22 protein-coding genes are annotated in these 23967 nt (G+C 32.0%); 13 read left to right on the top strand and 9 right to left on the bottom strand.

Annotation, left to right across the window (positions count from 1 at the left end):
- Positions 1–3: 3 nt before the first annotated feature.
- Entirely contained in the window at positions 4–183 is a 180-nt protein-coding gene (locus CPIN18021_RS08960; protein ID WP_157886679.1) for a hypothetical protein, read from the top strand.
- Between the two features lie 627 nt (positions 184–810).
- Positions 811–1443, top strand: coding sequence for an FAD-dependent thymidylate synthase (thyX, locus tag CPIN18021_RS08565; protein WP_078424840.1), 633 nt, complete (start codon positions 811–813; stop codon positions 1441–1443).
- A gap of 48 nt (positions 1444–1491) precedes the next feature.
- On the opposite strand, the gene CPIN18021_RS08570 is transcribed toward thyX, so the two are convergent.
- The 5 genes from CPIN18021_RS08570 to ileS all read right to left on the bottom strand — a co-directional run bounded on the left by CPIN18021_RS08570 (position 1492) and on the right by ileS (position 8197).
- Positions 1492–2301: a carbon-nitrogen hydrolase family protein gene (locus CPIN18021_RS08570; RefSeq protein ID WP_078424841.1), complete on the bottom strand. Its 810-nt coding sequence runs from the start codon at positions 2299–2301 to the stop codon at positions 1492–1494.
- Entirely contained in the window at positions 2294–2485 is a 192-nt protein-coding gene (xseB, locus tag CPIN18021_RS08575; RefSeq protein ID WP_069637123.1) for an exodeoxyribonuclease VII small subunit, read from the bottom strand. The genes CPIN18021_RS08570 and xseB overlap by 8 nt, the downstream gene beginning before the upstream one ends.
- 54 nt (positions 2486–2539) lie before the next feature.
- The gene (gene guaB, locus CPIN18021_RS08580) at positions 2540–3988 is read right to left on the bottom strand and encodes an IMP dehydrogenase (RefSeq protein ID WP_078423973.1); all 1449 of its coding nucleotides are present in this window, start codon (positions 3986–3988) and stop codon (positions 2540–2542) included.
- A 3-nt stretch (positions 3989–3991) separates the two neighbouring features.
- A complete protein-coding gene (gatA, locus tag CPIN18021_RS08585) occupies positions 3992–5350 on the bottom strand; it encodes an Asp-tRNA(Asn)/Glu-tRNA(Gln) amidotransferase subunit GatA (protein WP_078424842.1) in 1359 nt (452 codons plus the stop codon).
- Positions 5351–5446: 96 nt separating this feature from the next.
- The gene (gene ileS / locus CPIN18021_RS08590; protein ID WP_078423975.1) at positions 5447–8197 is read right to left on the bottom strand and encodes an isoleucine--tRNA ligase; all 2751 of its coding nucleotides are present in this window, start codon (positions 8195–8197) and stop codon (positions 5447–5449) included.
- A gap of 120 nt (positions 8198–8317) precedes the next feature.
- Here ileS and CPIN18021_RS08595 point away from each other — a divergent pair, with 120 nt between their 5' ends.
- Together CPIN18021_RS08595 and ung are read left to right on the top strand one after the other, a co-directional pair.
- Positions 8318–9418 (top strand): CinA family protein, encoded by a 1101-nt coding sequence (locus CPIN18021_RS08595; RefSeq protein WP_078423976.1) that lies wholly within the window; start codon positions 8318–8320, stop codon positions 9416–9418.
- A complete protein-coding gene (ung, locus tag CPIN18021_RS08600) occupies positions 9419–10102 on the top strand; it encodes a uracil-DNA glycosylase (protein ID WP_078423977.1) in 684 nt (227 codons plus the stop codon).
- Positions 10103–10675: 573 nt separating this feature from the next.
- Here ung and rpmA read toward each other — a convergent pair.
- From rpmA to CPIN18021_RS08615, 3 genes are all read right to left on the bottom strand, one after another.
- Entirely contained in the window at positions 10676–10933 is a 258-nt protein-coding gene (gene rpmA / locus CPIN18021_RS08605) for a 50S ribosomal protein L27 (protein WP_034968623.1), read from the bottom strand.
- Positions 10934–10944: 11 nt separating this feature from the next.
- Positions 10945–11259: a 50S ribosomal protein L21 gene (rplU, locus tag CPIN18021_RS08610; protein ID WP_069633407.1), complete on the bottom strand. Its 315-nt coding sequence runs from the start codon at positions 11257–11259 to the stop codon at positions 10945–10947.
- A gap of 167 nt (positions 11260–11426) precedes the next feature.
- Complete coding sequence (locus CPIN18021_RS08615) at positions 11427–12461, bottom strand: cytochrome-c peroxidase (protein ID WP_078424843.1); 1035 nt, start codon at positions 12459–12461, stop codon at positions 11427–11429.
- A 152-nt stretch (positions 12462–12613) separates the two neighbouring features.
- On the opposite strand from CPIN18021_RS08615, the gene flhB reads away from it, so the two are divergent.
- Entirely contained in the window at positions 12614–13690 is a 1077-nt protein-coding gene (gene flhB / locus CPIN18021_RS08620; RefSeq protein ID WP_078423979.1) for a flagellar biosynthesis protein FlhB, read from the top strand.
- Here flhB and CPIN18021_RS08625 read toward each other — a convergent pair.
- Positions 13687–14976: an apolipoprotein N-acyltransferase gene (locus tag CPIN18021_RS08625; protein WP_078423980.1), complete on the bottom strand. Its 1290-nt coding sequence runs from the start codon at positions 14974–14976 to the stop codon at positions 13687–13689. The genes flhB and CPIN18021_RS08625 overlap by 4 nt on opposite strands.
- On the opposite strand from CPIN18021_RS08625, the gene yajC reads away from it, so the two are divergent.
- Genes yajC through CPIN18021_RS08665 form a run of 8 tightly spaced genes read left to right on the top strand, consistent with a single transcriptional unit; the run spans position 14949 to position 23884 of the window.
- Positions 14949–15218: a preprotein translocase subunit YajC gene (gene yajC / locus CPIN18021_RS08630; protein ID WP_078423981.1), complete on the top strand. Its 270-nt coding sequence runs from the start codon at positions 14949–14951 to the stop codon at positions 15216–15218. The genes CPIN18021_RS08625 and yajC overlap by 28 nt on opposite strands.
- Before the next feature lie 2 nt (positions 15219–15220).
- The gene (gene secD, locus CPIN18021_RS08635) at positions 15221–16801 is read left to right on the top strand and encodes a protein translocase subunit SecD (RefSeq protein ID WP_078423982.1); all 1581 of its coding nucleotides are present in this window, start codon (positions 15221–15223) and stop codon (positions 16799–16801) included.
- Between the two features lie 21 nt (positions 16802–16822).
- A complete protein-coding gene (secF, locus tag CPIN18021_RS08640; protein WP_078423983.1) occupies positions 16823–17803 on the top strand; it encodes a protein translocase subunit SecF in 981 nt (326 codons plus the stop codon).
- Between the two features lie 9 nt (positions 17804–17812).
- On the top strand, positions 17813–18151 hold the full coding sequence (locus tag CPIN18021_RS08645; RefSeq protein WP_069633414.1) for a DUF6394 family protein: 339 nt from the start codon (positions 17813–17815) through the stop codon (positions 18149–18151).
- Between the two features lie 8 nt (positions 18152–18159).
- Positions 18160–20613 carry a leucine--tRNA ligase gene (gene leuS, locus CPIN18021_RS08650; RefSeq protein WP_078424844.1) on the top strand — a complete coding sequence of 818 codons (2454 nt, stop codon included), beginning with the start codon at positions 18160–18162 and terminating at the stop codon, positions 20611–20613.
- 2 nt (positions 20614–20615) lie between these two features.
- Positions 20616–21149, top strand: coding sequence for an LPS assembly lipoprotein LptE (locus CPIN18021_RS08655; RefSeq protein WP_078423985.1), 534 nt, complete (start codon positions 20616–20618; stop codon positions 21147–21149).
- Positions 21136–22701 (top strand): GGDEF domain-containing protein, encoded by a 1566-nt coding sequence (locus CPIN18021_RS08660; protein WP_078423986.1) that lies wholly within the window; start codon positions 21136–21138, stop codon positions 22699–22701. Before CPIN18021_RS08655 ends, CPIN18021_RS08660 begins: the two co-directional genes overlap by 14 nt.
- 1 nt (position 22702) lies before the next feature.
- Positions 22703–23884 (top strand): folylpolyglutamate synthase/dihydrofolate synthase family protein, encoded by a 1182-nt coding sequence (locus CPIN18021_RS08665; RefSeq protein WP_078423987.1) that lies wholly within the window; start codon positions 22703–22705, stop codon positions 23882–23884.
- Positions 23885–23967: the final 83 nt, after the last annotated feature.

The raw sequence follows: 23967 nt of genomic DNA on the forward strand, positions 1-23967 counted from the left end.
TATTTGGTTAGTTTTTCAAAGACTAATTGTTCTCTTTTTTGCAAGTCATTTGCTACATATTCTTTTAATGATTTTAAAAGAGCTGTAACTTTTTCTTTGTTTGCAATAGAAAAAACATTATCAAAACCATTCTTTTCAGGACTAACAGTCGCAGTAGATGGAACTAAATTTGCACCCTTATGACTATCAATAAATATACTGACAGTTCCACCTTGTGATATTGAAATTTTATATCCATTTGGATTTGATATATCCGTTATATCTGATATTAGTTTCTTTTTATCAGTTACGCCAGGATTGTCAGCTACATAAAAAGCACCTAGACTCGATATGTCATAAATTAACTCTGTTATTTCTTTTGCGTTAGTTGCAGTATTTTCGCCATAAGTGGCAAACTTTGAGTAGTCTATCTGATAAAAATCATTTATGATTTTATCTAATTTTTTACTATACCTTTTGGCTTTATCTTTAAGATTTTCTGAATCTTTAAAATCACTTTTAAGATCAGCAAAAGCACCTTGTGTTAAAACTACAGCGATCAGAGTCGCACTAGTAATAATCGAAATGTTGAATTTTATCTCCTTTGTAAAAATTATTTGGACTTGTATTTTACTACTGGATTTATTAAAGTAAAATAAAAATTACATAAATTTCTCATTTTTATGTAATTTTATTTCTACTTATATTAATGTCTTTTTGAAATCATAATATAAAAAATAATTTTCTACCAAAAATAGGAAAAAAATATTTTTCAGTATTTGATTTTAAGTCCTAAAAGGCTAAAATACACAAAAATTCAAAAGAGAAAATATGAAAATAACACTTTTAACACACACACCATTAAATGTATGCTCACATGCTATAAGAACTTGTTGGCAGAGCTTTGAGAGAGGTGATAATGGTGGCGAAAAAGACATAGAGCTGATAGATAGAGTAGGAAATAAGTTTAAACACGCTTCAACCTTGGAGCATATACACTATACATTTTATATACAAGATATATCTAGGGCGTTATTGCAAGAGCTATCAAGACATAGAATGGCCAGCCTATCTGTAAAATCAACAAGATACACACTAAAAGAGCTAAAAAACGAAAACCCTTTTATACAAGATGATAAATTTGATTATGAAAATGCACAAAGATATATAGTTTTGACACAAAATGAACTAATCGACAATGCAAGCATAAAAGCACTTGAAAACCTAAGACATATCTTATCAACCACTACGACAAGTCTTGATATAGTAAAATACTGCCTACCTGAATGTTACAAAACAGAGCTTACTTGGAGTATAAATGCTAGAGCCTTGCAAAACTTCATATCACTAAGAAGTTCTAAAGCGGCACTTTGGGAGATAAGACAGCTTGCAAACGAAATATATAAAGCTATCCCACAAGAGCATAAATTTATATTTCAAGATTGTATTCACAAAGAGCAATAAAGATGGTTTTATAGCCATCTTTGTATGGCTTATTTCAAATTTTAGCTATCAAGATAAAAGTTTCTTTTTATTTATCTCGTTTTTAAAACCCCAAATTCCACGAGCTGTGATTATCTCTTTTTTATCAAGATTTGATATCATCATCTCTTCATTATTGCCAAGTCTTTGGGACACTTCGCCAAATGGAGATATAAGCATACTATCGCCGTAAAAGTTCCAGCTCTCATCTATGTTTTTGTTTTTATAATGCCCTATTCTATTTGCTCTTAATATATAGACATTGTTTGTAAAGGCTCGCATTTTTAAAAGTTCACACCATCTTTCGTTTGTCTCAAAGGTGCAAGCTGTAGGTATCAGTAAAACATCTACATTTTTTTTCATCATATAGACAAAACTAGCATCAAAATGTGCCTCATAACCAAACATCACACCAAATTTCAAATCATCAAATTTAAAAGTAGCATAGTTTAATTTATCTTTAAACTCATTTTTAAAAAATTTTGCCTCATTCCAGTGAGAGTATTGCATTAAAAATTGTTGTTCATAAAATTTAGTTTGAGACTGTGAAATCTTTGCAATAACCTTATATATATCCTTACCACGCACTAAAACAAGTGGAGCGATGATGGTTATATCGTATTTTTTTGCTAAATTTATAAGGGATTCTTTTCTATCTTCGCTCTGTTTTTTTATCATGCTAATTGGCATATTTTCAAGCTCTTTAAAAAAGCTATTTAAAACATATTCGCCAAGTAAAATCAAACTAACGCCATTATCCTTACAAACCTTAAGATAATAATCAAGCCTAGCCTCGCTTAAAGCAAGGGTGGGAAGTTGCAATACCGCTATCTTAGTCATCTTGTACTTGTGTGATGCTAAGTTTTGCATCTTCTAGTATCTTTTGTGCTTCATCAAGTAGCTTTTTGCCATCTTTACATAGTTTTACACTATCTTGAAGTGCAACATCTTCACTGTTTAGAGTCTTTAAAATTTCTTCTGCTTTTTTTATCTTATCTTCAAAGCTTTGAGCTTGATTATCCATATCTTTCCTTTTGTGGATTAAAAGATAAAGCCATCAAAAAATGGCTTTAAGATTTTAGTTTACTTTGTAGTTTGGTGCTTCTTGAGTTATAACAACATCGTGAACGTGGCTCTCTTTTAGCCCTGCACTTGTTATCTCAACAAACTCAGCCTTTTGTTGTAAGGTAGGTATATCCTTAGCTCCAACATAACCCATAGAGCTTCTAAGACCGCCTATAAGCTGATGTATAACATCTTTCATGCTACCAGTAAATGGCACTCTACCCTCTATACCCTCAGGAACTAGCTTCTCACTTGCTGTACCTTCTTGGAAATATCTATCAGAGCTACCCCTTGTCATAGCACCTATAGAACCCATACCTCTATAAGCCTTGTATTGTCTTCCTTGATATGTGATAACCTCGCCCGGACTTTCTTCACAACCAGCAAGCAAACTACCAGCCATAATACAACTAGCGCCAGCCGCAAGAGCTTTTGATATATCACCAGAATACTTAATACCACCATCTGCAATGATAGGTATACCGTATTTTGCAGCTTCTATAGCACAATCATCTATAGCTGTTATTTGTGGAACACCAACACCAGCTACTATCCTTGTAGTGCATATAGAACCAGGTCCTATACCTACTTTGATGCCATCAGCACCAGCTTCTGCTAGATCTTTTACTGCGGCTGGATTTGCTATATTTCCAACAACAACATCAACATCAAATTTTTGTTTTATTTGCTTTAATGTATCAATAATACCTTTTGAGTGTCCGTGAGCTGAATCCATAACGATAACATCAACACCAGCCTTAACCAAAGCCTCAACTCTATCTAGCTGACCAACACCAACAGCTGCTGCCACACGCAAACGACCATAATTATCTTTGTTTGCATTTGGATACTCTTTGCGTTTTTTAAGGTCTTTTATGGTTATAAGCCCATCAAGTCTTCCATCTTCATCTATGATAGGAAGTTTTTCTACTCTATTTTGACTAAATATCTTTTCTGCATCATCAAGTGTACAACCTTTTTTTGCTGTTATCAAAGGTGCTTTTGTCATGCGCTCTTTTACTAATTTTGTAGTATCTGTTTCAAATCTTAAGTCTCTATTTGTCAAAATTCCTATAAGTTTACGGTCTTTATCTATAACAGGAACACCTGAGATATGAAGCTCTGACATTAAATTTAAAGCATCTGCCACAGTTGCATCTGGGGTTATAAAAATAGGGTCTATAATAACACCACTTTCACTTTTTTTAACCCTTTTTACCTCTTTTGCTTGAGTCTGAATATCCATATTTTTGTGTATAACGCCTATACCACCAAGTCTTGCCATCATTATAGCAGCTCTATGTTCCGTAACTGTGTCCATAGCAGCAGATACAATAGGTATATTTAATGATATGTTTTTGCTAAATTTTGTTTTTATATCAACTTGTTTTGGCAATACCTCAGAATACTGAGGCACAAGCAACACATCTTCAAATGTAAGAGCTTTTTTTATTATCTTCAATTCTTATCCTTTTATTATATTTTCTAAACTTAATGCACCATCCATAAGAGTTTGTTCATCCCAAGCTTTAGCTATTAGCTGTGCGCTTATACTTAGATTGTTTTGCGCTTTGCTTACAGGAACTGATACAGCTGGAAGCCCCGCCAAATTCACGCTTATGGTATAAATATCACTCAAATATGCACTCAAAGGATCTTTTATCTGCCCAAATTTAAAAGCTGTGCTAGGAGCAATAGGCATAAAAATAAGATCGTTTTCTTTTAAAATTTCTTCATATTGTGCTTTTATATGAGCCCTTGCTTTTTGAGCCTTTATATAATAAGCATCATAATAACCACTACTTAAAACAAAGGTTCCAAGTAAAATTCTTCTCTTTACCTCTTCACCAAAACCTTCACTTCTTGAGTTTATATATAGCTCTTTTAGATTTTTTGAATCGGCTCTTCTGCCATATCTTATACCATCATATCTGCTTAAATTTGCACTAGCTTCGGCAGTTGCTATTATATAGTATGTTGCTACATCATATTTTGAGTCTTCTAAATTTCTATAAGTTATATTGTGTCCGTGAGATTTTAACTTTTCTATCGTTTTTAAAAGTGCGGTTTTATTCTCTTCGTCTGCATTTTCAACATAATTTTTAATAACACATATATTTAATTTTTTGTTTGGATCTAGCTTGTCACTTATGGTTTCAAACTCTACATTAGCACTCGTACTATCCATCTTATCATAACCAGCTATAGCATCATACAATATAGCTGCATCTTCTACATTTTGAGTTATAGGGCCTATTTGATCTAAGCTACTTGAATAAGCAGCCAAACCATATCTACTTACCCTGCCGTATGTAGGTTTAAAGCCGACACAACCACAAAAAGCAGCTGGTTGGCGGATACTACCGCCAGTATCACTACCAAGTGCAGCTATAGCCAAACCACCGGCAACAGCGGCAGCAGAGCCACCACTTGAACCACCGGGAACATGAGCATGATTTAAAGGATTTAATGTTTTACCATAAAATGAACTTTCAGTCGTGCTACCCATAGCAAACTCATCCATATTTGTCCTGCCAAATGGCGACATATTGTGTTCGATAAGTTTATTTATAGCAGTAGCATTATATGGCGATACATATCCTTGCAATATATTAGATGCACAAGTTACGCTCCAGCCTTTTACTTGTATGTTGTCTTTTATGGCTACCGGTATACCTTCGCCAAATTTAGCCAAAGGTAGATCCGCTAACTGTTCTACATAAGCGCCTAGCTGTTTTTCTTTTTTTATCTTTTCTTCAAGCTCGATTCTTAAATTTTTAATCTCTTCGCCTGATAGTTTTAAAGCATCTTTTAAACTTATCACTTTTTATCCTTAAATTTATTAACCAAAACTATGCCTATTGCTGTAACAACAAGTATAACGACAATACTTACAACAATTATACTAAAAGGTATTTGTTCAGTTAGCACTAGCTAAAACCTCTTTACATCTTGGGCAAACATCGCCTTCGCTTGAAGCGTTAAATTTCCAACATCTTGGACACTTATGCTCTTTATTTAAAACAATTTTAAATTTATTATCATCTATACCAAACTCACATAATGCCTCAGTATCATCAAAAGGTAAAACCCTACTAACCATATAAAAATCACTTATGTCTTTATTGTCTAGGCTTAAAATTTGATCAGATGTTGTTTGTAGATTTAATTCAAGAGTTGATTTTATCTTTTTATCTTTTTTCAAAGAGTCAATCATTTCAAAAAACTTCTGTCTGCTACTCAACATAAGCTCATCTTCAACCTTAAAGTCAAACTCCATAGGTGTATTTATAAGGTCAAAACCATCGGTATAATCTTGCTTGATTATCTTTGGCGCATACTCCATAACCTCATCTACTGTATATGTCAAGGTAGGCGCTAAAAGTGGCAATAAAGAGCGAGTTATGATAGCCATTGCACTTTGTGCTGAACGTCTAGTTGATGAGTTTTTATCATCACAATAAAGTCTATCTTTACAAACATCAAGATAAATACCACTCAAATCAGCAGACAAGAAATTTAAAAGTATATTAAATCCTTTTGAAAAATCATACTGCTGAAAACAAGCACTAGCTTCATCAAAAGCTCTTTTTGCCTTACCAAGTATCCACTTGTCCAAAAGACCAAAATCAGCATTAATCTCATCTAAATCATTTACGTTAGCGAGTAAAAATCTTATTGTGTTTCTTATTTTTCTATACTGCTCACTAACTTGTTTTAAGATATTGTCGCTTATTTTAAGATCACTTGAATAATCACTCAAACTAACCCAAAGGCGTAAAATTTCAACACCATAAGTCTTTATAACATCTTGTGGAGCTACGACATTACCTCTACTTTTACTCATCTTCTCACCCTTGTGATCAACGGTAAATCCGTGAGTAAGGACAGATTTGTAAGGTGCATGAGAATTTACAGCTGTGCTAACAAGTAATGAACTTTGAAACCAACCACGATGTTGATCTGAACCCTCTAAATACATACTTGAAGGATAGCTACCAGCATCATATCTTTTGCTATTTAAAACAGCTTGCCAAGTAGAACCGCTATCAAACCAAACATCAAGTATATCCATAACTTTTTCTAATTTTTCAGGATTGTATTTTGTATCAGATGGAAGTAACTGGGCTATACTCAAATCCCACCAAGCATCTGCGCCTTTTTTCTCAAAAATATCAGCAACATTACTTAACACATCAGCATCAAATATAGGCTCTTTTGTATCCTTGTCTCTAAAAAATGCTATAGGCACACCCCAATCCCTTTGGCGAGATATACACCAATCAGGACGATTTTCAATCATTGTTCCTATTCTTTTTATACCAACTGCTGGATAAAATTTGATATTGTTTAGCTCTTGCCTTGCTACGCTTCTTAGGCTTTTGCCATCTAGTTTTTTATCATCCATAGAGATAAACCACTGCTTGGTAGCTCTATAAATAACAGGTTTTTTCGTTCTCCAACAAAATGGATATGAGTGAACAAACTTAGATACATTTAGCAAGCTATCGCCTAAAAGTTCTAAAATTCTCTCATTTGCTTTAAAGATATGCATACCTATGAGTTCATCAGGATCTTTCAACAAGCCTTTTACTTTTAGAGTATTGTCATATTTTCCCTCTTCATCAACAGGCATAATAACCTCTATGCCGTATCTTAAACATACATAATAGTCATCCTCGCCGTGACCCGGTGCTGTATGAACTAAACCGGTTCCGCCATCCATACTAACATGCTCAGCAAGTAAAAGTTTACTATCTCTATCATTTAAAGGATTTATAGCATTTAGTCCTTCTAGGATTTGTGCTTTAAACTCTTTCTTTATTTCGCCTTTTGTTATGCCTATATTTACCAAATTTTCAAGTAAAGGCTTAGCAAATATTAAATCTTCACTAGTTACAACATATGTTTCATCTGGGTTTAAACATATAGCTTGGTTTGCTGGTAATGTCCAAGGAGTAGTTGTCCATATAACAGCACTTGCTTTATCTACACCAAGCTTAGCTGAAGCTTCATCGCCGAGTTTAAAAGCAACATAGATAGAATAATCCTCTTTATCTTCATACTCAACCTCAGCTTCAGCAAGTGCTGACCTAGCCGCCCAGCTCCAATAAACAGGCTTGCTTCTTTCTACTAAAAGTCCTTTTTTTGCTATCTCGCAAAGCGCTCTGTATATATCAGCCTCAAACTCAAATTTCATAGTTAAGTAAGGATTATCAAAATCTCCGATAATACCAAGCGATTTAAACTCTTCGCTTTGAATTTTTACAAACTCACTAGCATAAGCTCTACATAGCTCTCTAATCTTAGTCTTGCTTAAAGTTTTTTTCTTATCACCAAGATTTTTCTCAACTTGTTGTTCTATAGGAAGTCCGTGACAGTCCCAGCCCGGAACATATCTAATATCCTCGCCAAAATAATAGTGTGTTTTTGTGATAATATCTTTTAAAATTTTATTTAAAGCGTGTCCTATATGCAAATGACCATTTGCATAAGGAGGTCCATCGTGAATACTAAAACTAGAAGTTGCGTTTTTGCGTTTTTGCTTCATCTTTTCATAAACATCTCTTTTTCCATACCAAGAACTTATCCTATCAGGCTCATTTTGTGGTAAGTTTGCCCGCATAGGAAAATCAGTAGCAGGAAGTAAAAGCGTATCTTTATAATCCATCTTTATACCCCTAAAGTTAAATTTGCAAATTCTATCTAAAACTCTGTTATATAGGGCTTAAAAAAATTTATTTTTTATTTTTTATTTGATATAATAGATCAAAATTAAAAGGTAAAATTTATGAAACATAAAATGCTTATAGTTGGCGATGATTTGCGTGTAAATAAAGAACATTTAAGTTATATTTATGATAGCTATGAGGAACATTTTGGTGAAATCGGGGATATAAATTTTGTATCAAAAAGCGATAATGAGATACTTTTTATAGTTGAAAATTTGATAAAAGACCAAGACTCTCTTTGTATTTTTGCTTCATATGAGAGTTATGATTTTATGGCAAAGATACTAGCGACTCTTAGTTCTGATGTTCTTGAACTAACCGAACAAAACACAATAGCCACAAAAAATGCACTAGATAGCTCTAATGGTAGCTTTGTGATAGAACTAAACAACACGAAAATAAATCTAATACAAGCAAATCCAACCGAAAAAATGGCAGAAATTTTGATAAAAAAACCTGAAAATATATCATTTTTTAACCTATTTGATATAGATAAAGAGAGTGCAAAAATTTTACTTGAACCGCTTGCAAAACCGTATAAAGTCCAAATTTATCTAAGTGAAATTTTACCAAATTTAACGATAGTAAAAACAAAAGCCGAAAAATTTGGAAGCATAGATGGCTTCAAACAAAGTGTAAAAAATCTCTTTTCACAAAAGATGATAGATGATAAAGATATAGTTAAATTCATCGCAAAAAAACTAATAGAAAAAGACATAAAAATAAGCTTTGCAGAGTCTTGTACGGCTGGAATGTGTGCTTGTAGGCTTGGCGATTATGATGGAGTTTCTCAAGTATTTGAAGGCTCAATTGTAAGCTATGCAAATAGGATAAAAAACTCTTGGCTTGGAGTAAGTGATGAAGTCTTAGACACTTATGGAGCAGTTAGCGAAGAGTGTGTTAGAGCTATGCTTAGTGGTGTTATAAGGTCATCAGAATCTGACTTTAGTATAGCTATAAGCGGGATAGCTGGACCAAATGGGGGCAGTGATTCAAAACCAGTAGGGACAGTTTTTGTCGGTGTACTTCACAAAGATGGCACGAGTATGGTTGAAAGGCTACTGCTAAAAGGCGATAGAAATTATATAAGAGAGCAAAGTATGCTTAGTGCTTTTTTGATGGTCATTAAACTAAAGCCTGATATGTTTTTAGGCAAATAAATGCATATAAATTTACAAGATGTTAAGATAGAACAAGGCTGGAAAGATAGCTTAAAAGATGAATTTTTAAGCCCCTATTTTGCTAAAATAAAGCAAAGCTTGATAGAAGCAAAAAAGCAAAACAAAGTATATCCGCCAAGTAAGCTTATATTTAATGCTTTTAATCTAACTCCATTTGATAATGTAAAAGTAGTTATTTTAGGGCAAGACCCTTATCACAGACCAAATCAAGCAATGGGGCTTAGCTTTTCTGTGCCAAAAGGCGAAAAGATACCGCCTAGCCTTGTTAATGTTTACAAAGAAATTTATGATGATTTGGGTATCAAGCAACCAAACTCAGGCGATCTTAGCAAATGGGCAAGGCAGGGTGTACTACTTCTGAACTCAACCCTTAGTGTAAATGAAGGAATGCCAAATTCTCACTCAAACTTTGGTTGGCAAATTTTTACAGATGCCGTTATAAAAAAGCTAAGCGATACAAAAGATGGGCTGGTTTTTTTGCTATGGGGAAATTATGCAAAGATAAAGTCAAATTTAATAGACAAAGATAGACATTTAGTACTTTTTGCACCTCACCCAAGCCCTCTTGCTCGTGGTGGATTTTTTGGTTGCAAACACTTTTCAAAAACAAATACTTATCTTATTAGGCAAGGCAAAGAGCCTATTGATTGGAGTGTTGAATAGTTTTTGTTTGATGAGAGTTTTATAAATTTCAAATTTTTACAAAAATTTAATTTTTTATTGCAAAATATATAACACTTTGGGTAATAAACTTGGCTGCAAGATGACTTTTATAATTTTAAAATCATCCCTGATCATTAAAAATTTTTACTAAAATTAAACACCTTTAACTTATAAATTCAAATGTTTGTATGCATATTTTTAATATAAATTTTTAATATCCGTAACTATATTATTTTTTATTTAGCAATCTAATGCATTAAAATTTATGTTTATAATATCTTGTAAATTTTACGGATGTCCTTATAAAAAGCTAAGAGATAAAAAGATGGATTGGTCTTTTTGCTTTAGGAAAATCATACAAAGATAAAATCAAATTTAATAAACAAAAACAAGTACATTAGATTTTATCATCTAAATCATCTTGGTCGTGATTTATTTTTATGTATAATTTGCAATGAGAAAAAATTGTATATTGTTTATAAATTAATATTTAAATATAAAAATACTTAGAGAGAATAAAAAGAGAGTTAATAATAATTTTAAAAATTTATAGAGGAAAAAATCCTCTATAAATTAAGCAGCTGGATATACAGAAACTTTTTTTCTGTTTTTATCTTTTCTTTCGAATTTAACATATCCATCTATCAAAGCAAATATTGTATGATCTTTACCTAAACCAACATTGCTACCAGCGTGAGTAGCTGTTCCTCTTTGACGAATTATGATATTTCCAGCTCTAACAAATTCTCCACCGAACTTCTTAACACCTAAGCGGCGACCGATAGAATCTCGGTTGTTTTGGGTTGAACCTTGACCTTTTTTGTGTGCCATATCTTATCTCCTTAGGCTGCTATGCTTATTACTTTAACGCGTGTGTATTGTCTTCTAAAACCACGCTTTAATTTTGAGTCTTTTCTTCTGCGTTTTTTGTAGATAATAACTTTTTTGTCTTTACCTAAATTAACAACTTCTAAGACAACTTTTGCACCCTTAACAAACGGCGCACCTACCTTAACATCACCATCATTTACAGCCAATACGTCTGTAATCTCGATGCTGTCTTTTGCATTAGCTTCAAAACGATCCAAGTTTAGGTACTGACCTTCGCTAACCCTGTATTGTTTTCCACCGTGTTTTATAATAGCATATTTTGACATTGCTATCCCTTCTATATGTGGTAGTTACCAAAAAGCACTTTTACTAAGAAAAGATTTTGGGAGCTCTATTGGTTATTTTAAGGGGTTGATTTTACTAAAAAATTTATAAATTTAAGATTAATTTTTATTTTAAAAAGAAATTTCAGGAGAAAAAATCTCCCGAAAAATTAATAATCAAGTTCTGGAACAGATGTGGTTTTTGTAGAGGCTGGCAATATAGGATAATCTATCTTAGGAGCATCTCCTGTCAAAGATTTTAAAAATATTGCTATATCTTTAGCTTCATTGTCTTTTATATCAATGCCTAGCTGAACACTGCCCATAATTTTAACAGCTTCTTCTAGTGACCATACTACACCATTATGAAAATAAGGTGCTGTTAATTCTATATTTCTCAAAGTTGGAGTTTTTACAAGTCCGTTTTTATCACCTTTAAAATCACCAATATTAGAAAACTCATATTTATTTGCAACTTCAAATGGTTGCAAGGTTCCACCTAAATTCACGCCATCATGACAACTAGCACAACCTTTATCTATAAAAGTCTTTAAACCCTTTTTTTCCATATCATTAAGAGCTTTATTGTCGCCTTCTAAAAATTTATCAAACTTAGAAGGAGTAATAAGACTACGTTCAAAAATACCAATAGCTGCTGCTACCAAATCAAACTTTATTTCGCTATTAAAAGCTTTCTTAAAATCATATACATAAGCCGGAATTGATTTTAATCTTTGTTCTATAAGCTTAGGTGTTGAAGCCATCTCAACCGATGCTAGCAAAGGACCTTTAGCTTGCGCTGTTAAATGAGCTGCTCTTCCATCCCAAAACTGAACTGAGTTAAATACCGAGTTAAATACAGTTGGAGAATTTACATGTGAAGGGTTTGGCATCCATTTATGTCCAGTTGAAGCAGGCACTCCATCAACGCCACCAAGACTTAAATTGTGACAAGTATTACAGCTAATTATACCTGATTTTGATAATCTAGGATCAAAATAAAGCTTTTTTCCAAGCTCATATGCATCTACTGAAAATGGATACTCTTTAGAATCCGGAGCAATATCATTTATAAGCTGTTCTAACGCATTTTTATCTGAAGGTATAGACTTCAAACCAGACTCTAAAGCAAGTGTTCTTAAATCATCTGCAAACGAAGATGAGAGTAAAAAAATACAGGTAAAAAACACATTTTTAATTTTCATTTAAACTCCTTGAAATATAATTTTAGCCTGCAATAATAAAATATAAATTATTAAAAGACAATAAATTTATATAAATAAATTTTATTATTGTTTTAACTTCGTTTAAACTTAGCTATAATAACAAAAAAATAAATTAATTTAGATAGGGCATAATGGCTGGGGAAGATCAAGAAAAAACAGAAGAAGCCACCTCCAAAAAAATCGAAGACGCAAAAAAGGACGGAAATGTCCCTAAAAGTCAAGATATAAGTGGTTTTATAACTCTTATAGTAGCTATTGGTGTGTTATTACCCATGCTTGGAGTTATGAAAAATCAAGTTGTATCGCTTTATAATTATTATCAAAGCTTAATAGGAACAGAGATAACCCTAAAAGTCGCACACCAAATAACGATAAACACACTTTTTAGAATGTTACTTATGGTGCTTCCTATTTGTATTTGTGTAGCAATAGCAGGTGTTTTAGCCTCTGTAATGCAGTTTGGATTTATTTTTACGACCAAACCAATCACACCTGATTTAAATAAAATAAATCCAATAAAAGGCCTAAAAAATCTATTTTCTTTAAAAAAAGTAATAGACTCTATAAAGATAATTGTTAAGGTTTCAGCTGTTTTTGGAATCGCATTTTACTTTTTTTTACAATTTATCAAAGAGCTTCCAAAAACACTATTTTTTACGATGTTTGATCAGTTATCTTGGTTAAAAGAAAAAATGCTTATCTTAATTGGAGTTATGCTTATAGTTTTGCTTGCTATAGCACTTATTGATCTTTTAATAGTAAGGTTTCAATACTTTAAAGATTTAAGAATGAGCAAACAAGAGGTAAAAGATGAATACAAACAAATGGAGGGTGATCCGCAAGTAAAAGCAAGGATAAGAAGAGCTCAAATGGAAGCCGGAAGAAAGCGCATGATGCAACAAGTCCCGCAAGCAGATGTTGTTATCACAAACCCAACCCACTATGCGATAGCTCTCAGATATGACAGAACAAAAGAAGATGCACCGGTGGTTTTAGCAAAAGGTGTTGATATGATGGCTTTGCAAATACGAAAAATAGCAACTGAAAATGGTGTTGAGATAGTAGAAAACCCGCCACTAGCAAGAGAGCTTTACAAGCTTTGTGATGTAGATGAAATGATACCGGCAAATATGTTTAAAGCGGTTGCAGAAGTGCTTAGCTTTGTTTATATGGGAAATGAGAAAAAATTTAAAGGCAGAATGGGCTAAATTCCTTTTTTTGGGATTATTATCTCGCTTTTTGAACCATTTACACTATGATATATTGTAGTGCCGTATTTTGTGGCATAGTATTTAAGCAACAAATGTTGCAAAACTGGCTCTGTTGAGTTTATATTTTTTGTTTTAAACCAAGCATTATTTGTTATTGCTATGATTATTTTTGGATTGTTTTTATAAATTTTATCTGTCGTAGCCTCATAACAAATAGCATTTCGCACCAAAACACCACCTATTTCATAATCACTTACATCACCAGCTGGCTTAAAGTCACTTGCTCCGTTAAAAAAGTTTTTATTTATAAAATCACGCATAAAATTTGGAAGTGGAATTTCCTCCCCAAAAGGAACCAAAACATATTTATCAATCTTTCGCATTTTCCCATCATCAAAGATATATGTTGAGTTGTGAGCTTGTCTATTTTCATACGATAATGCACCGGCTACGATGGTTATATTTTTAGACAATTTTTTAAGCTCTAAAATAAGCTCTTTTTCAAAATTCATAAAAGTGGCAAAGGCATTTTCAGGCATAATAATAAGCTTTTTATTATCTCTTATAGCTGAGTTTATAAGCTTTAAATTTTCGTTTATAAAATCATTTTTATATCTTTTATCCCATTTTTTATCTTGCGGTATATTTGTTTGAACCAACTGTATATCAAAAGGTAAAAAATTTGGTTTTTTTGTATCAATTTGAACAGCAAATATCAAAGGAATTAAAAATAAAAGTTTATAAAATTTATTAAATCTCAAAAAATAAGCTGACAAAAATATACAAATCAAGCCTTTTGTGCTTGGTTCAAACACGCCCAAAACCAAAGTCGCTTCTAAATTAAACCAATTAAAACCAAAAGGATGAATATAACTTATCAAAAAAATCATTACAGCTCTTAAAAAAACAAAACTTGGAAAACTTGCTATAAGAAATATGAATCCATAAACAATACCTACAGAGATTATAACGATAGGAATCATATAAGTCATTTCATAATAAATAAAACTAAAACCTATCCAATAAAACCACAAAATTCCCACAAAAAAACCAGTTAAAAAAAAGCCAATTCTATCTGTATTTATCAGTAGATGAATCCCTAAAATAGTCAAGAAAGGAGAAATAAAATTTAAAATTTCATAATCAAAAATAGCTAAAAAGATAAAATTTGAAATTAAAAAAGCACTTACAAAGGCTTTTATTATAATTTTAGTGGTAAAATATTGCTTTAAAAATTTTCTATTAAGGAACAAAAATGCAGGAACAAAATTTATTAACCTCATTATTACCTCTTGTCGCGATTTTTGCGATTTTTTATTTTTTGGTTATCAGACCACAACAAAAGCAACAAAAGCAACACGCCGAGATGATTTCAAACCTAGCAAAAGGTGATAAAATAATAACAAATGGTGGCTTAATATGTGAAGTCATAAAACCTGAAGAGGATTTTATCAAAGTAAAACTTAACGATGACGTAATAGTTCGTCTTTCAAGAGATTTTGTAGCTAAAAAGATCGAAGCCTAACAATGCGAAGTGGTAAAGTAACGTATAGGCTTATTATATTTTTAATAGCCCTTATTTTTGGTATTACTTTTTCAATTCCATCTTTTTTGCAAACAGATAAAGGGGCTAAGATAAATCTTGGTCTTGACTTACAAGGTGGTTTGCATATGCTTTTGGGGGTTGAAACAGAAGTTGCAATACACTCAAAGATAAAATCAATAGCAGGCAGTATAAATTATTATGCTAAAAAAGAGGATATTTTACTTGATAAGCTAAGAACAAAAGATGAAAATATAGAATTTTCGCTCATAGATGCTGATGAGACTCAAAACATAGACGCAATGTTAAAAACAATCAAAGGCATCGTAGTTGAGAAAAAAGACCTTCATTATACACTTAGTCTAAGCGATGAAGAAAAAGCAGCAACGATAGAATATGCTATAGCTCAAGCTGTTGAAACAATAAGAAACAGACTTGATCAATTTGGACTAGCTGAACCTACTGTTGCAAGACAGGGAAGTGATAAAATTTTAGTAGAATTACCCGGCATAAAAACATCAGAAGATGAGCAAAGAGCTAGGGACTTGATAGCAAAAGCAGCACATTTACAACTTATGGCAGTTGATGACAAAAGACAAGATAGAGCCTTAAGTATGAGCAAAACAGAAGCTGAAAGCTATGGAGATATAATCTATCCGGATTCAAAAAACAGCAATATAAAATATGTATTAAAAAGCATACCTATACTTGATGGCTCTATGCTTACAGATGCTAGAGTGGCTTTTTCTCAACAAAACAATATGCCTATTATTAATTTCTCTTTAAATTCAGAAGGTGCTAGAATATTTGGTGATTTCACCGGCTCAAATGTAGGAAATAGACTAGCAATAGTCCTTGATGGAAAGGTATATTCAGCGCCTGTTATAAACGAAAGAATAGGTGGAGGAAGTGGTCAAATAAGCGGTGGTTTTACAGTTGAAGAGGCTCACGATGTAGCAATAGCACTTAGAAGTGGGGCTTTACTTGCGCCTGTAAAAATGCTAGAAAAAAGAAGTATAGGACCATCTCTTGGTGCCGAAAGTATCCAAAAAAGTATGATAGCCTTAATGGGAGCTTCGCTACTTATAGTATTGTTTATGATTGTTTATTATGGTTTTTCGGGTGTTCTTGCAAATATAGCACTGATTGCAAATATAATAATACTTGTAGCTATTATGGCGCTATTTGGAGCTACATTAACACTTCCTGGTATGGCAGGTATAGTCCTTACGATAGGTATGGCTGTGGATGCGAATGTTATAATAAATGAGCGTATAAGAGAGCTTTTAAGAGATGGGGCTAGTATAAAAGTAAGTGTTCAAAAAGGCTATGAAAATGCTATGAGTGCTATCGTAGATGCAAACATAACAACACTTATAACAGTTGTAGCACTATATGCTTATGGAACAGGACCAGTAAAAGGCTTTGCTGTTACTATGAGTATTGGTATATTGGTTTCAATGCTAACAGCCATTCTCGGAACACACGGATTTTTTGACTTTTTGATGGACAAGATAGAAAAAAGCAAAAGCACAAGACTTTGGTTTGGTTACAAACGAGACTAAAATAGATATAAAAGGTTTATAATGCAAATATTTACAAAGGCTAAAGTTTATGACTTTATGAAGTTTAAAATTCCTTCGACTATACTTTCTGCCATATTATTTTTTGGATCTGTATTTTTACTTACCACAAAAGGTTTAAATTACGGTATAGACTTTGCGGGTGGAACACTTATACAATTAAAATATGATAAAGAGGTTTCATTAGATAAAGTAAGAGAAGCACTTGCTGTAAATGAAACACTAAGAAATGCATCAGTTACAAAATTTGGAAACGAAAAAGACACACACGAAATAATCGTGCGTTTTTTAGGTTCTAGTTCTGATGTAGGTTCTGATGCTGGAGATACAGTAAAACAACTTTTAAAAGATACTGGAAATGTTGAAGTTAGAAGGGTTGATATGGTTGGACCAAAGGTTGGTGGAGAGCTTAGAAGCAAAGCGCTTATGGCTATTTTTATATCTTTTGGTGCGGTTTTGATATACATTGCTTTAAGATTTGAATGGAGATTTGCCATAGCTGCAATAATATCTGAAATTCACGATATCATAATAACAATGGGAGCTATATCTTTGTTTGCCATAGATGTGAACTTAGACACATTGGCGGCGATTTTAACAGTTCTTGGATACTCACTAAATGATACAATAATTATCTTTGATAGGATAAGAGAAGGCATCACAACAAGCAAAAGAGATGACATAGCTGGGATAATAAACGAATCCGTATCATCTACCCTATCAAGAACGATACTAACATCAAGTTCTACATTTATAGTTGTATTTGTTCTTTATAATTTTGGTGGAGATATGATCAGCGGATTTTCATTTGTGCTTATGGTTGGTGTCCTTGTAGGAACACTAAGCTCTGTCTATATAGCTTCGGCTTTTCTTATATGGCTAAAATTTAGTGTTGAACAATACAGAAATAGACTAAATGAAAAACTAAAACAAAAAAGAGAGCGCGAAAGAGAAAGAGCAAAATTTGAAAAAGGTGTGGTGTAAGGAGTTAAAATGAATTGGGGTAAAGTTGTATATGTATTTTTCGCTCTTATGAGCCTTACTACTGCTGCTGAGTTTTTATATGATAAAAATGAAATCGCTTTATTTGTCGCTGCTAGTATAAATTTAGTATCAACACTGCTTAAAATAGGTGTTAGAAACATACTATCGGCCGAACTTTTTGCAAGTTCTTTGGTTGCGGATTTGCACCTAATACCTGCATTTGTTGTATTGCAAGTTAATGCAAATATGACATTAGCATATTCACTTGTAATAGGTGCGGTTATAGCAAATGTATTTTCACTAGCTTTGGTTTTAGTCGAATCAAACAAAGCACAAGAAGAATTTTAGGAGTTAAAATGGCTTATGAACCATTAAAAATAGAAAAAAAATGGCAGGAAAAATGGCAGGAAAGTGGCGAGTTTGAACCAAAAGATGATTATACATTACCAAAAAAATATATCTTAAGTATGTTTCCTTATCCTAGTGGTAGGATACATATGGGACACGTAAGAAATTATTCTATAGGTGATGCATTTGCTAGATATTATAGAAATCAAGGCTACAACGTGCTTCATCCTATCGGTTTTGATAGCTTTGGTATGCCTGCCGAAAATGCTGCTATAAAGCATAAAATTCATCCTAAAAAATGGACTTATGAAAATATCGACTACATGAAGAAAGAGCTTGCAAGCCTAGGGCTTTCTTTTTCGAAAAACAGAGAACTAGCTACATCTGATCCGCTATACACAAAATGGGAACAAAGCTTTTTTATAAAGATGTTTGAAAAAGGCTTAGTATATAGAAAAAGTGCTATAGTAAATTGGTGTGAGCATGACCAAACAGTATTAGCAAATGAGCAAGTCGAAGATGGTTGTTGTTGGAGATGTGGAAATCAAGTAATACAAAAAGAGCTTCCAGGGTATTATTTAAAGATAACAGACTATGCTGATGAATTACTTGATGATTTAAAGACATTGGAAGGAAAATGGCCAAGCCAAGTTTTAAGCATGCAAGAAAACTGGATAGGCAAGAGCTATGGTCTTGAGTTTAAACTTTTCTTAGATAGTGAATCACAAAAGAAACTAAACAACAAATTTGATGGCTTTAGTGTATTTACAACAAGACCTGATACTATATACGGAGTAAGCTATACAGCTTTATCTCCTGAACATCCTATCGTAAAAACATTGCTTGATTTAAATTTATTAGATGATGATAAAAAAGCCAAGATAAAAGCGATATTAAACCAAAGTCCAAGAGAGAGACAAGCAAGCGAAAAAGATGGTGTATTTTTAGGAATTTATGTAAACCATCCTTTGACTGATGAAAAAATACCTGTTTGGGTTGCAAATTTTATCTTGTCTGATTATGGTAGTGGTGCTATTATGGCTGTTCCGGCTCATGATCAAAGAGACTTTGAGTTTGCAAATAAATTCAATCTTGCTATAAAAACTGTTGTTAAGTCTTTAGATGAAAATTGCGATAATACAAAGGCAAATAGTGATTATGGAATTTCTATAAATTCTCCTCTTATAAATGACCTTAGCAGCGAAAAGGCAAAAGAAAAAATAATATCATATTTTGAAGATAAAAATTTAGGCAAAAGAGTAACAAACTTTAAACTTAGAGATTGGGGAATTTCTCGCCAGAGATACTGGGGCGCTCCTATACCTGTTGTGCATTGTAAAGACTGTGGTGCAGTGCCTGAAAATACACAAAACCTACCTGTTGCATTACCTGATGATGTTGAGATAACAGGCGAAGGAAATCCACTAGATAAGCACCCTACTTGGAAATTTACAAAATGTCCAAAATGTGGAAAAGATGCTGTAAGAGAAACTGATACAATGGATACATTCTTCCAAAGTTCTTGGTATTTTGCAAGATATGCAAGCGATCATAAGACATGGGAAGATTGTGCTTTTGATAAACAAAGTGTTGATTATTGGATGAATGTTGATCAATACATAGGTGGTATCGAACACGCCATATTACACCTACTCTATGCTAGATTTTTCCAAAAAGCTTTAAGGGATTTGGGACTACTTAGCAATGACGAACCATTTTCAAATTTATTAACACAAGGAATGGTTTTAAAAGATGGTGCTAAAATGAGCAAGAGTAAAGGAAATGTAGTAGACCCTGATAGCATTATAAATAAATACGGTGCTGATACGGCTAGATTATTTATACTTTTTGCAGCGCCTCCACAAAAAGAACTTGACTGGAACGATAGTGCAGTAGAAGGCTCTTATAGGTTTTTAAATAGACTTTGGGAAAAGTCAATGAGTGCAATAAAAACAGATAAAATACCAAGCATAGATCACACCTCTTTAAACAAAGAAGAAAAATATGCTAGATTAAAAGTCTATGAAGCACTAAAAAAATCAAAAGATGTATTTAACGAAAGCTTTACTTTTAATACACTTATAGCAGCTTGCATGGAAGCTTTAAATGCTTTAAATGCTCAATCAAACGAAAAAGTAACAACAGAGGGAATTTATATAATCCTAAATTTACTAGAACCAATAGTTCCTCACATATGTTGCGAATTAAGCGAAGAGCTATTTAGAAGAGCAAATTTTGGTGAACTTAAAATTTTAGATGAAGTTTTTGTAAAAGATAGCTTTAAACTAGCAGTTACAGTAAACGGCAAAAAAAGAGCCGAGTTTGAGATCTCAAATGAAACTAACGAAGCTGACATAATAAAATTAGCCAAAGAACAAGTTTCAAAGTGGATAGAAAACAAAGAGATAATTAAAGAAATTTACATAAAAGAAAAACTTGTAAATTTGGTCGTAAAGGGATAATTATGAAGTATTTTGCTACTATTTTTATCACTATATTTCTTGTTGGTTGTGGATATCAACCTATCTCAAAAATAAGTCACAACTTAGTTGGAGACAGGGTTTTTATAGATGTTATTATAGACAAAAACGAACCAAAAAATAGTGTATTTATAAAAGATGCTGTAAGAGAGGGGATTGCATCTAGATTAAATAAAAACTTAAGTTCTAAAAATAGCGCAAATACTTTTATCAATGTAAAAACAAAATCGCTATCGTATCAACCAACTGTTTATGATGAATATGGCTACATAACTTCATATAAAGCGACTTTGGTTTTGATTTTTGAAACAAAATTTAAAGATGACAGTGTAAGTGAAATTCAAACAAGTGGAGAATATGATTTTAATATAGCCAAAAGAATAAAAAATATCAGATATGCAGATAGTATTATTAGTGAAAGAGAGAGGTATCAAGCCATAAAAGAAGCATCAAAAGAGGCATTTGATGAATATGTCTCTAAACTAGCATTAAAAGGAAACAAAAATGGCAGCAATTAGTATGGCACAAATAATAAAAGAATCAATCAGTGAGATAAAAAATCGCCAATTAATGCTAACACCTGAAAATTACACAGAAGTTTTTAATGAGATATCAAATAAATATGGTTTTACAACAGAAACCCAGATAAAACTAGAAAAATATATATCGAGATTAACAACAGAGTATAAAACACAAGCAAATAATTTAAATATAAACACTATAGATGAGTTTATAGCATTTTTAACAGCTAGACTAAACAGATCATCTCAGCAATCTTTTAATATCAGCGAGGATTTAAACTTTAGATCTTTAGTCACATTTACAAAGCGTATTTTGCAAACTATATCAATATTGCATAACAAAGATGCAAAATCTCTTGCCGAAAAAAGTATTCAACTTTTAAATAAAAAATTTGATATAAAAAATATAGACAAAACAAGAAAAAACTGGCTTGATCTAATTGACTCTTACAATGAAGAGTATCTTGAGTTTTTAAAATACTATGGTGTAAGAAACTTTGATGACTTAAAGTCTATGATGAGTGAATTGAATGAGTTTTTAACCCTACAAAACAATCAAACGCGATTAGCATTAATAACAGATCTTATAGCATACACTTTAAAGCCATCTATATCAAAAGAACTTGAAAATGATATAAATGAACTTAGTTTGCAGATCAAGAAAAATCCAATCTGTATACATGAAAGTAGTATCCAAAATGATATAAGAAATTTAATCACAAGAAGAATAGAAGCTGATAAAGATGAGATAACAGAAAAATTTTCAACACTAAATGTAGTCTTACAAAATATAAGTGATAAAATTTCAAATATAGCAACAACTTCGCATACAAACTTAAAAAAAGCTCAAGACATCAAAAACAACATAAGTGGGATAAAATTTGATGTAAATAATTTTGAAAAAGTAAGAGATACACTTTTTGATATAGCAACCAGTCTTGAAGTAGAAAGTCGAGAACTTGGCACAGAAATGGTTGTAAAGCAAGAAACTATTTTACAACTTCAAGAAAAAGTAACGATATTAGAAAAAGAGCTTGAAGATGCAAGAGCTGAAAGCAAAGAAGATTTTCTTACAAAAACAGCTTCTAGACGTGCTTTAATGCAAGAAATTTTAAGAATAGAAGAAGCATTTAAACGATATGGAACAAATTATTCATTATGCTTTTTGGATATTGATTATTTTAAAAAAATAAACGATAATTATGGGCATGATGCTGGAGATGCGATACTATCAACTGTAGCTAAAATATTTAAAAAATCATCTAGAAAAATTGATTTTATAGGCAGATATGGTGGTGAGGAGTTTGTTGTAATTTTACCAAACACTAGTTTAAATGATGCGATTAAATTTGCAAACAAAATAATATTATCTATAGAAAAGTTTAAATTTATATATAAAAATGAAGTGATAAAAGTTACAATCAGTGCTGGTGTAGCAACGAGAAATCTAAATGAAAATGATACATGCACTCTTGAAAATGCAGATAAAATGCTTTACTCTGCCAAGAAAAATGGTAGAAACCAAGCTATGCCAAAAATAACAGAATAAGATGAGTTTATTAAAAGATTTTTTATCAAAAAAACCTCTTTTTTATAAAGAAATAGATTATACTACTATGCCTAAGGCATGGAGTAAGATTAAAAGCGAGATAAAACCATTTAAAATAATTCATATCGTAGGTACGAATGGTAAAGGCTCAACTGGTAGATTTTTAGCTCAAATTTTAAAACAAAATGGCAACTATGTAGGGCATTACACAAGCCCTCATATATTTAGTTTTAACGAAAGATTTTGGCTAGATGGCAAAGTAGTATCTGATGAAAAATTAGAATTAGCTCACCAAAAACTTCAAGAGATTTTAAACGATGAGCTTAAAAAAAGAGTTAGCTATTTTGAATATGCAACACTATTATCAGCGATACTATTTTGCAAATGTGATTATTTTATATGTGAAGCTGGAATGGGTGGAGAGCTTGATGCAACAAATGTTTTTGATAAACAAATGAGCATCTTTACGCCAATAGGACTTGATCATACAGCCGTACTTGGGGATACCCTGGATAAAATTTGTATAACAAAGTTTAATGCTATACAGAAAAAAATACCAGTTTTGCTAAATAACAAAATGGATAAAACTTGTGTAAAAATAGGATTTGAAATAGCAAATGCAAAACAAGCAAATATAAATTTTGCAAAAGATATTTTAAATCAAACTGACATGGATAGCATAAATTTATACAGCCAAAAATTCAGTCTGCCAAATTTTTTAAGATCAAATTTGACACTAGCATGCAGTGGTGCAAAAAAGCTCTTAGGATTTTTAGATATCTCAAAACTTGATAAGCTAAATTTACGTGGTCGTTGTGAAAAAATAGCAAATAATGTATACGTAGATGTAGGTCACAATGAGCTTGGCGCATTACAAATGGTTGATTTTTTCCAAAGTAAAAAAATAAATTTAATATATAATTCTTTTTTAGATAAGGATTTTGATAGTATTTTAAATACTCTCAAACCAATACTAAAACATGTTTTTATATATGAATACGCAAGCTATGATAGAGAGCTTGGAGGAGAAAAATTAAAATCAACTCTTGATAAATTAAATATACCAAATTCCATATTTGATAAAGAAAATTTAGAAAATATATTTGATAAAAACGATATATACTTGGTATTTGGCTCTTTTTTGTTGGTAGAATCTTTCTTAGAAAATTACAAATCCAATTAAATTTTTATTATAATTAATATAAGTCAAAAGTAGTTTAATGAAAATATCACGCAAGATTAAATTAATAGGTATAAATACTCCCA

This window comes from Campylobacter pinnipediorum subsp. caledonicus (assembly GCF_002022005.1).
Lineage (GTDB): Bacteria > Campylobacterota > Campylobacteria > Campylobacterales > Campylobacteraceae > Campylobacter_A > Campylobacter_A caledonicus.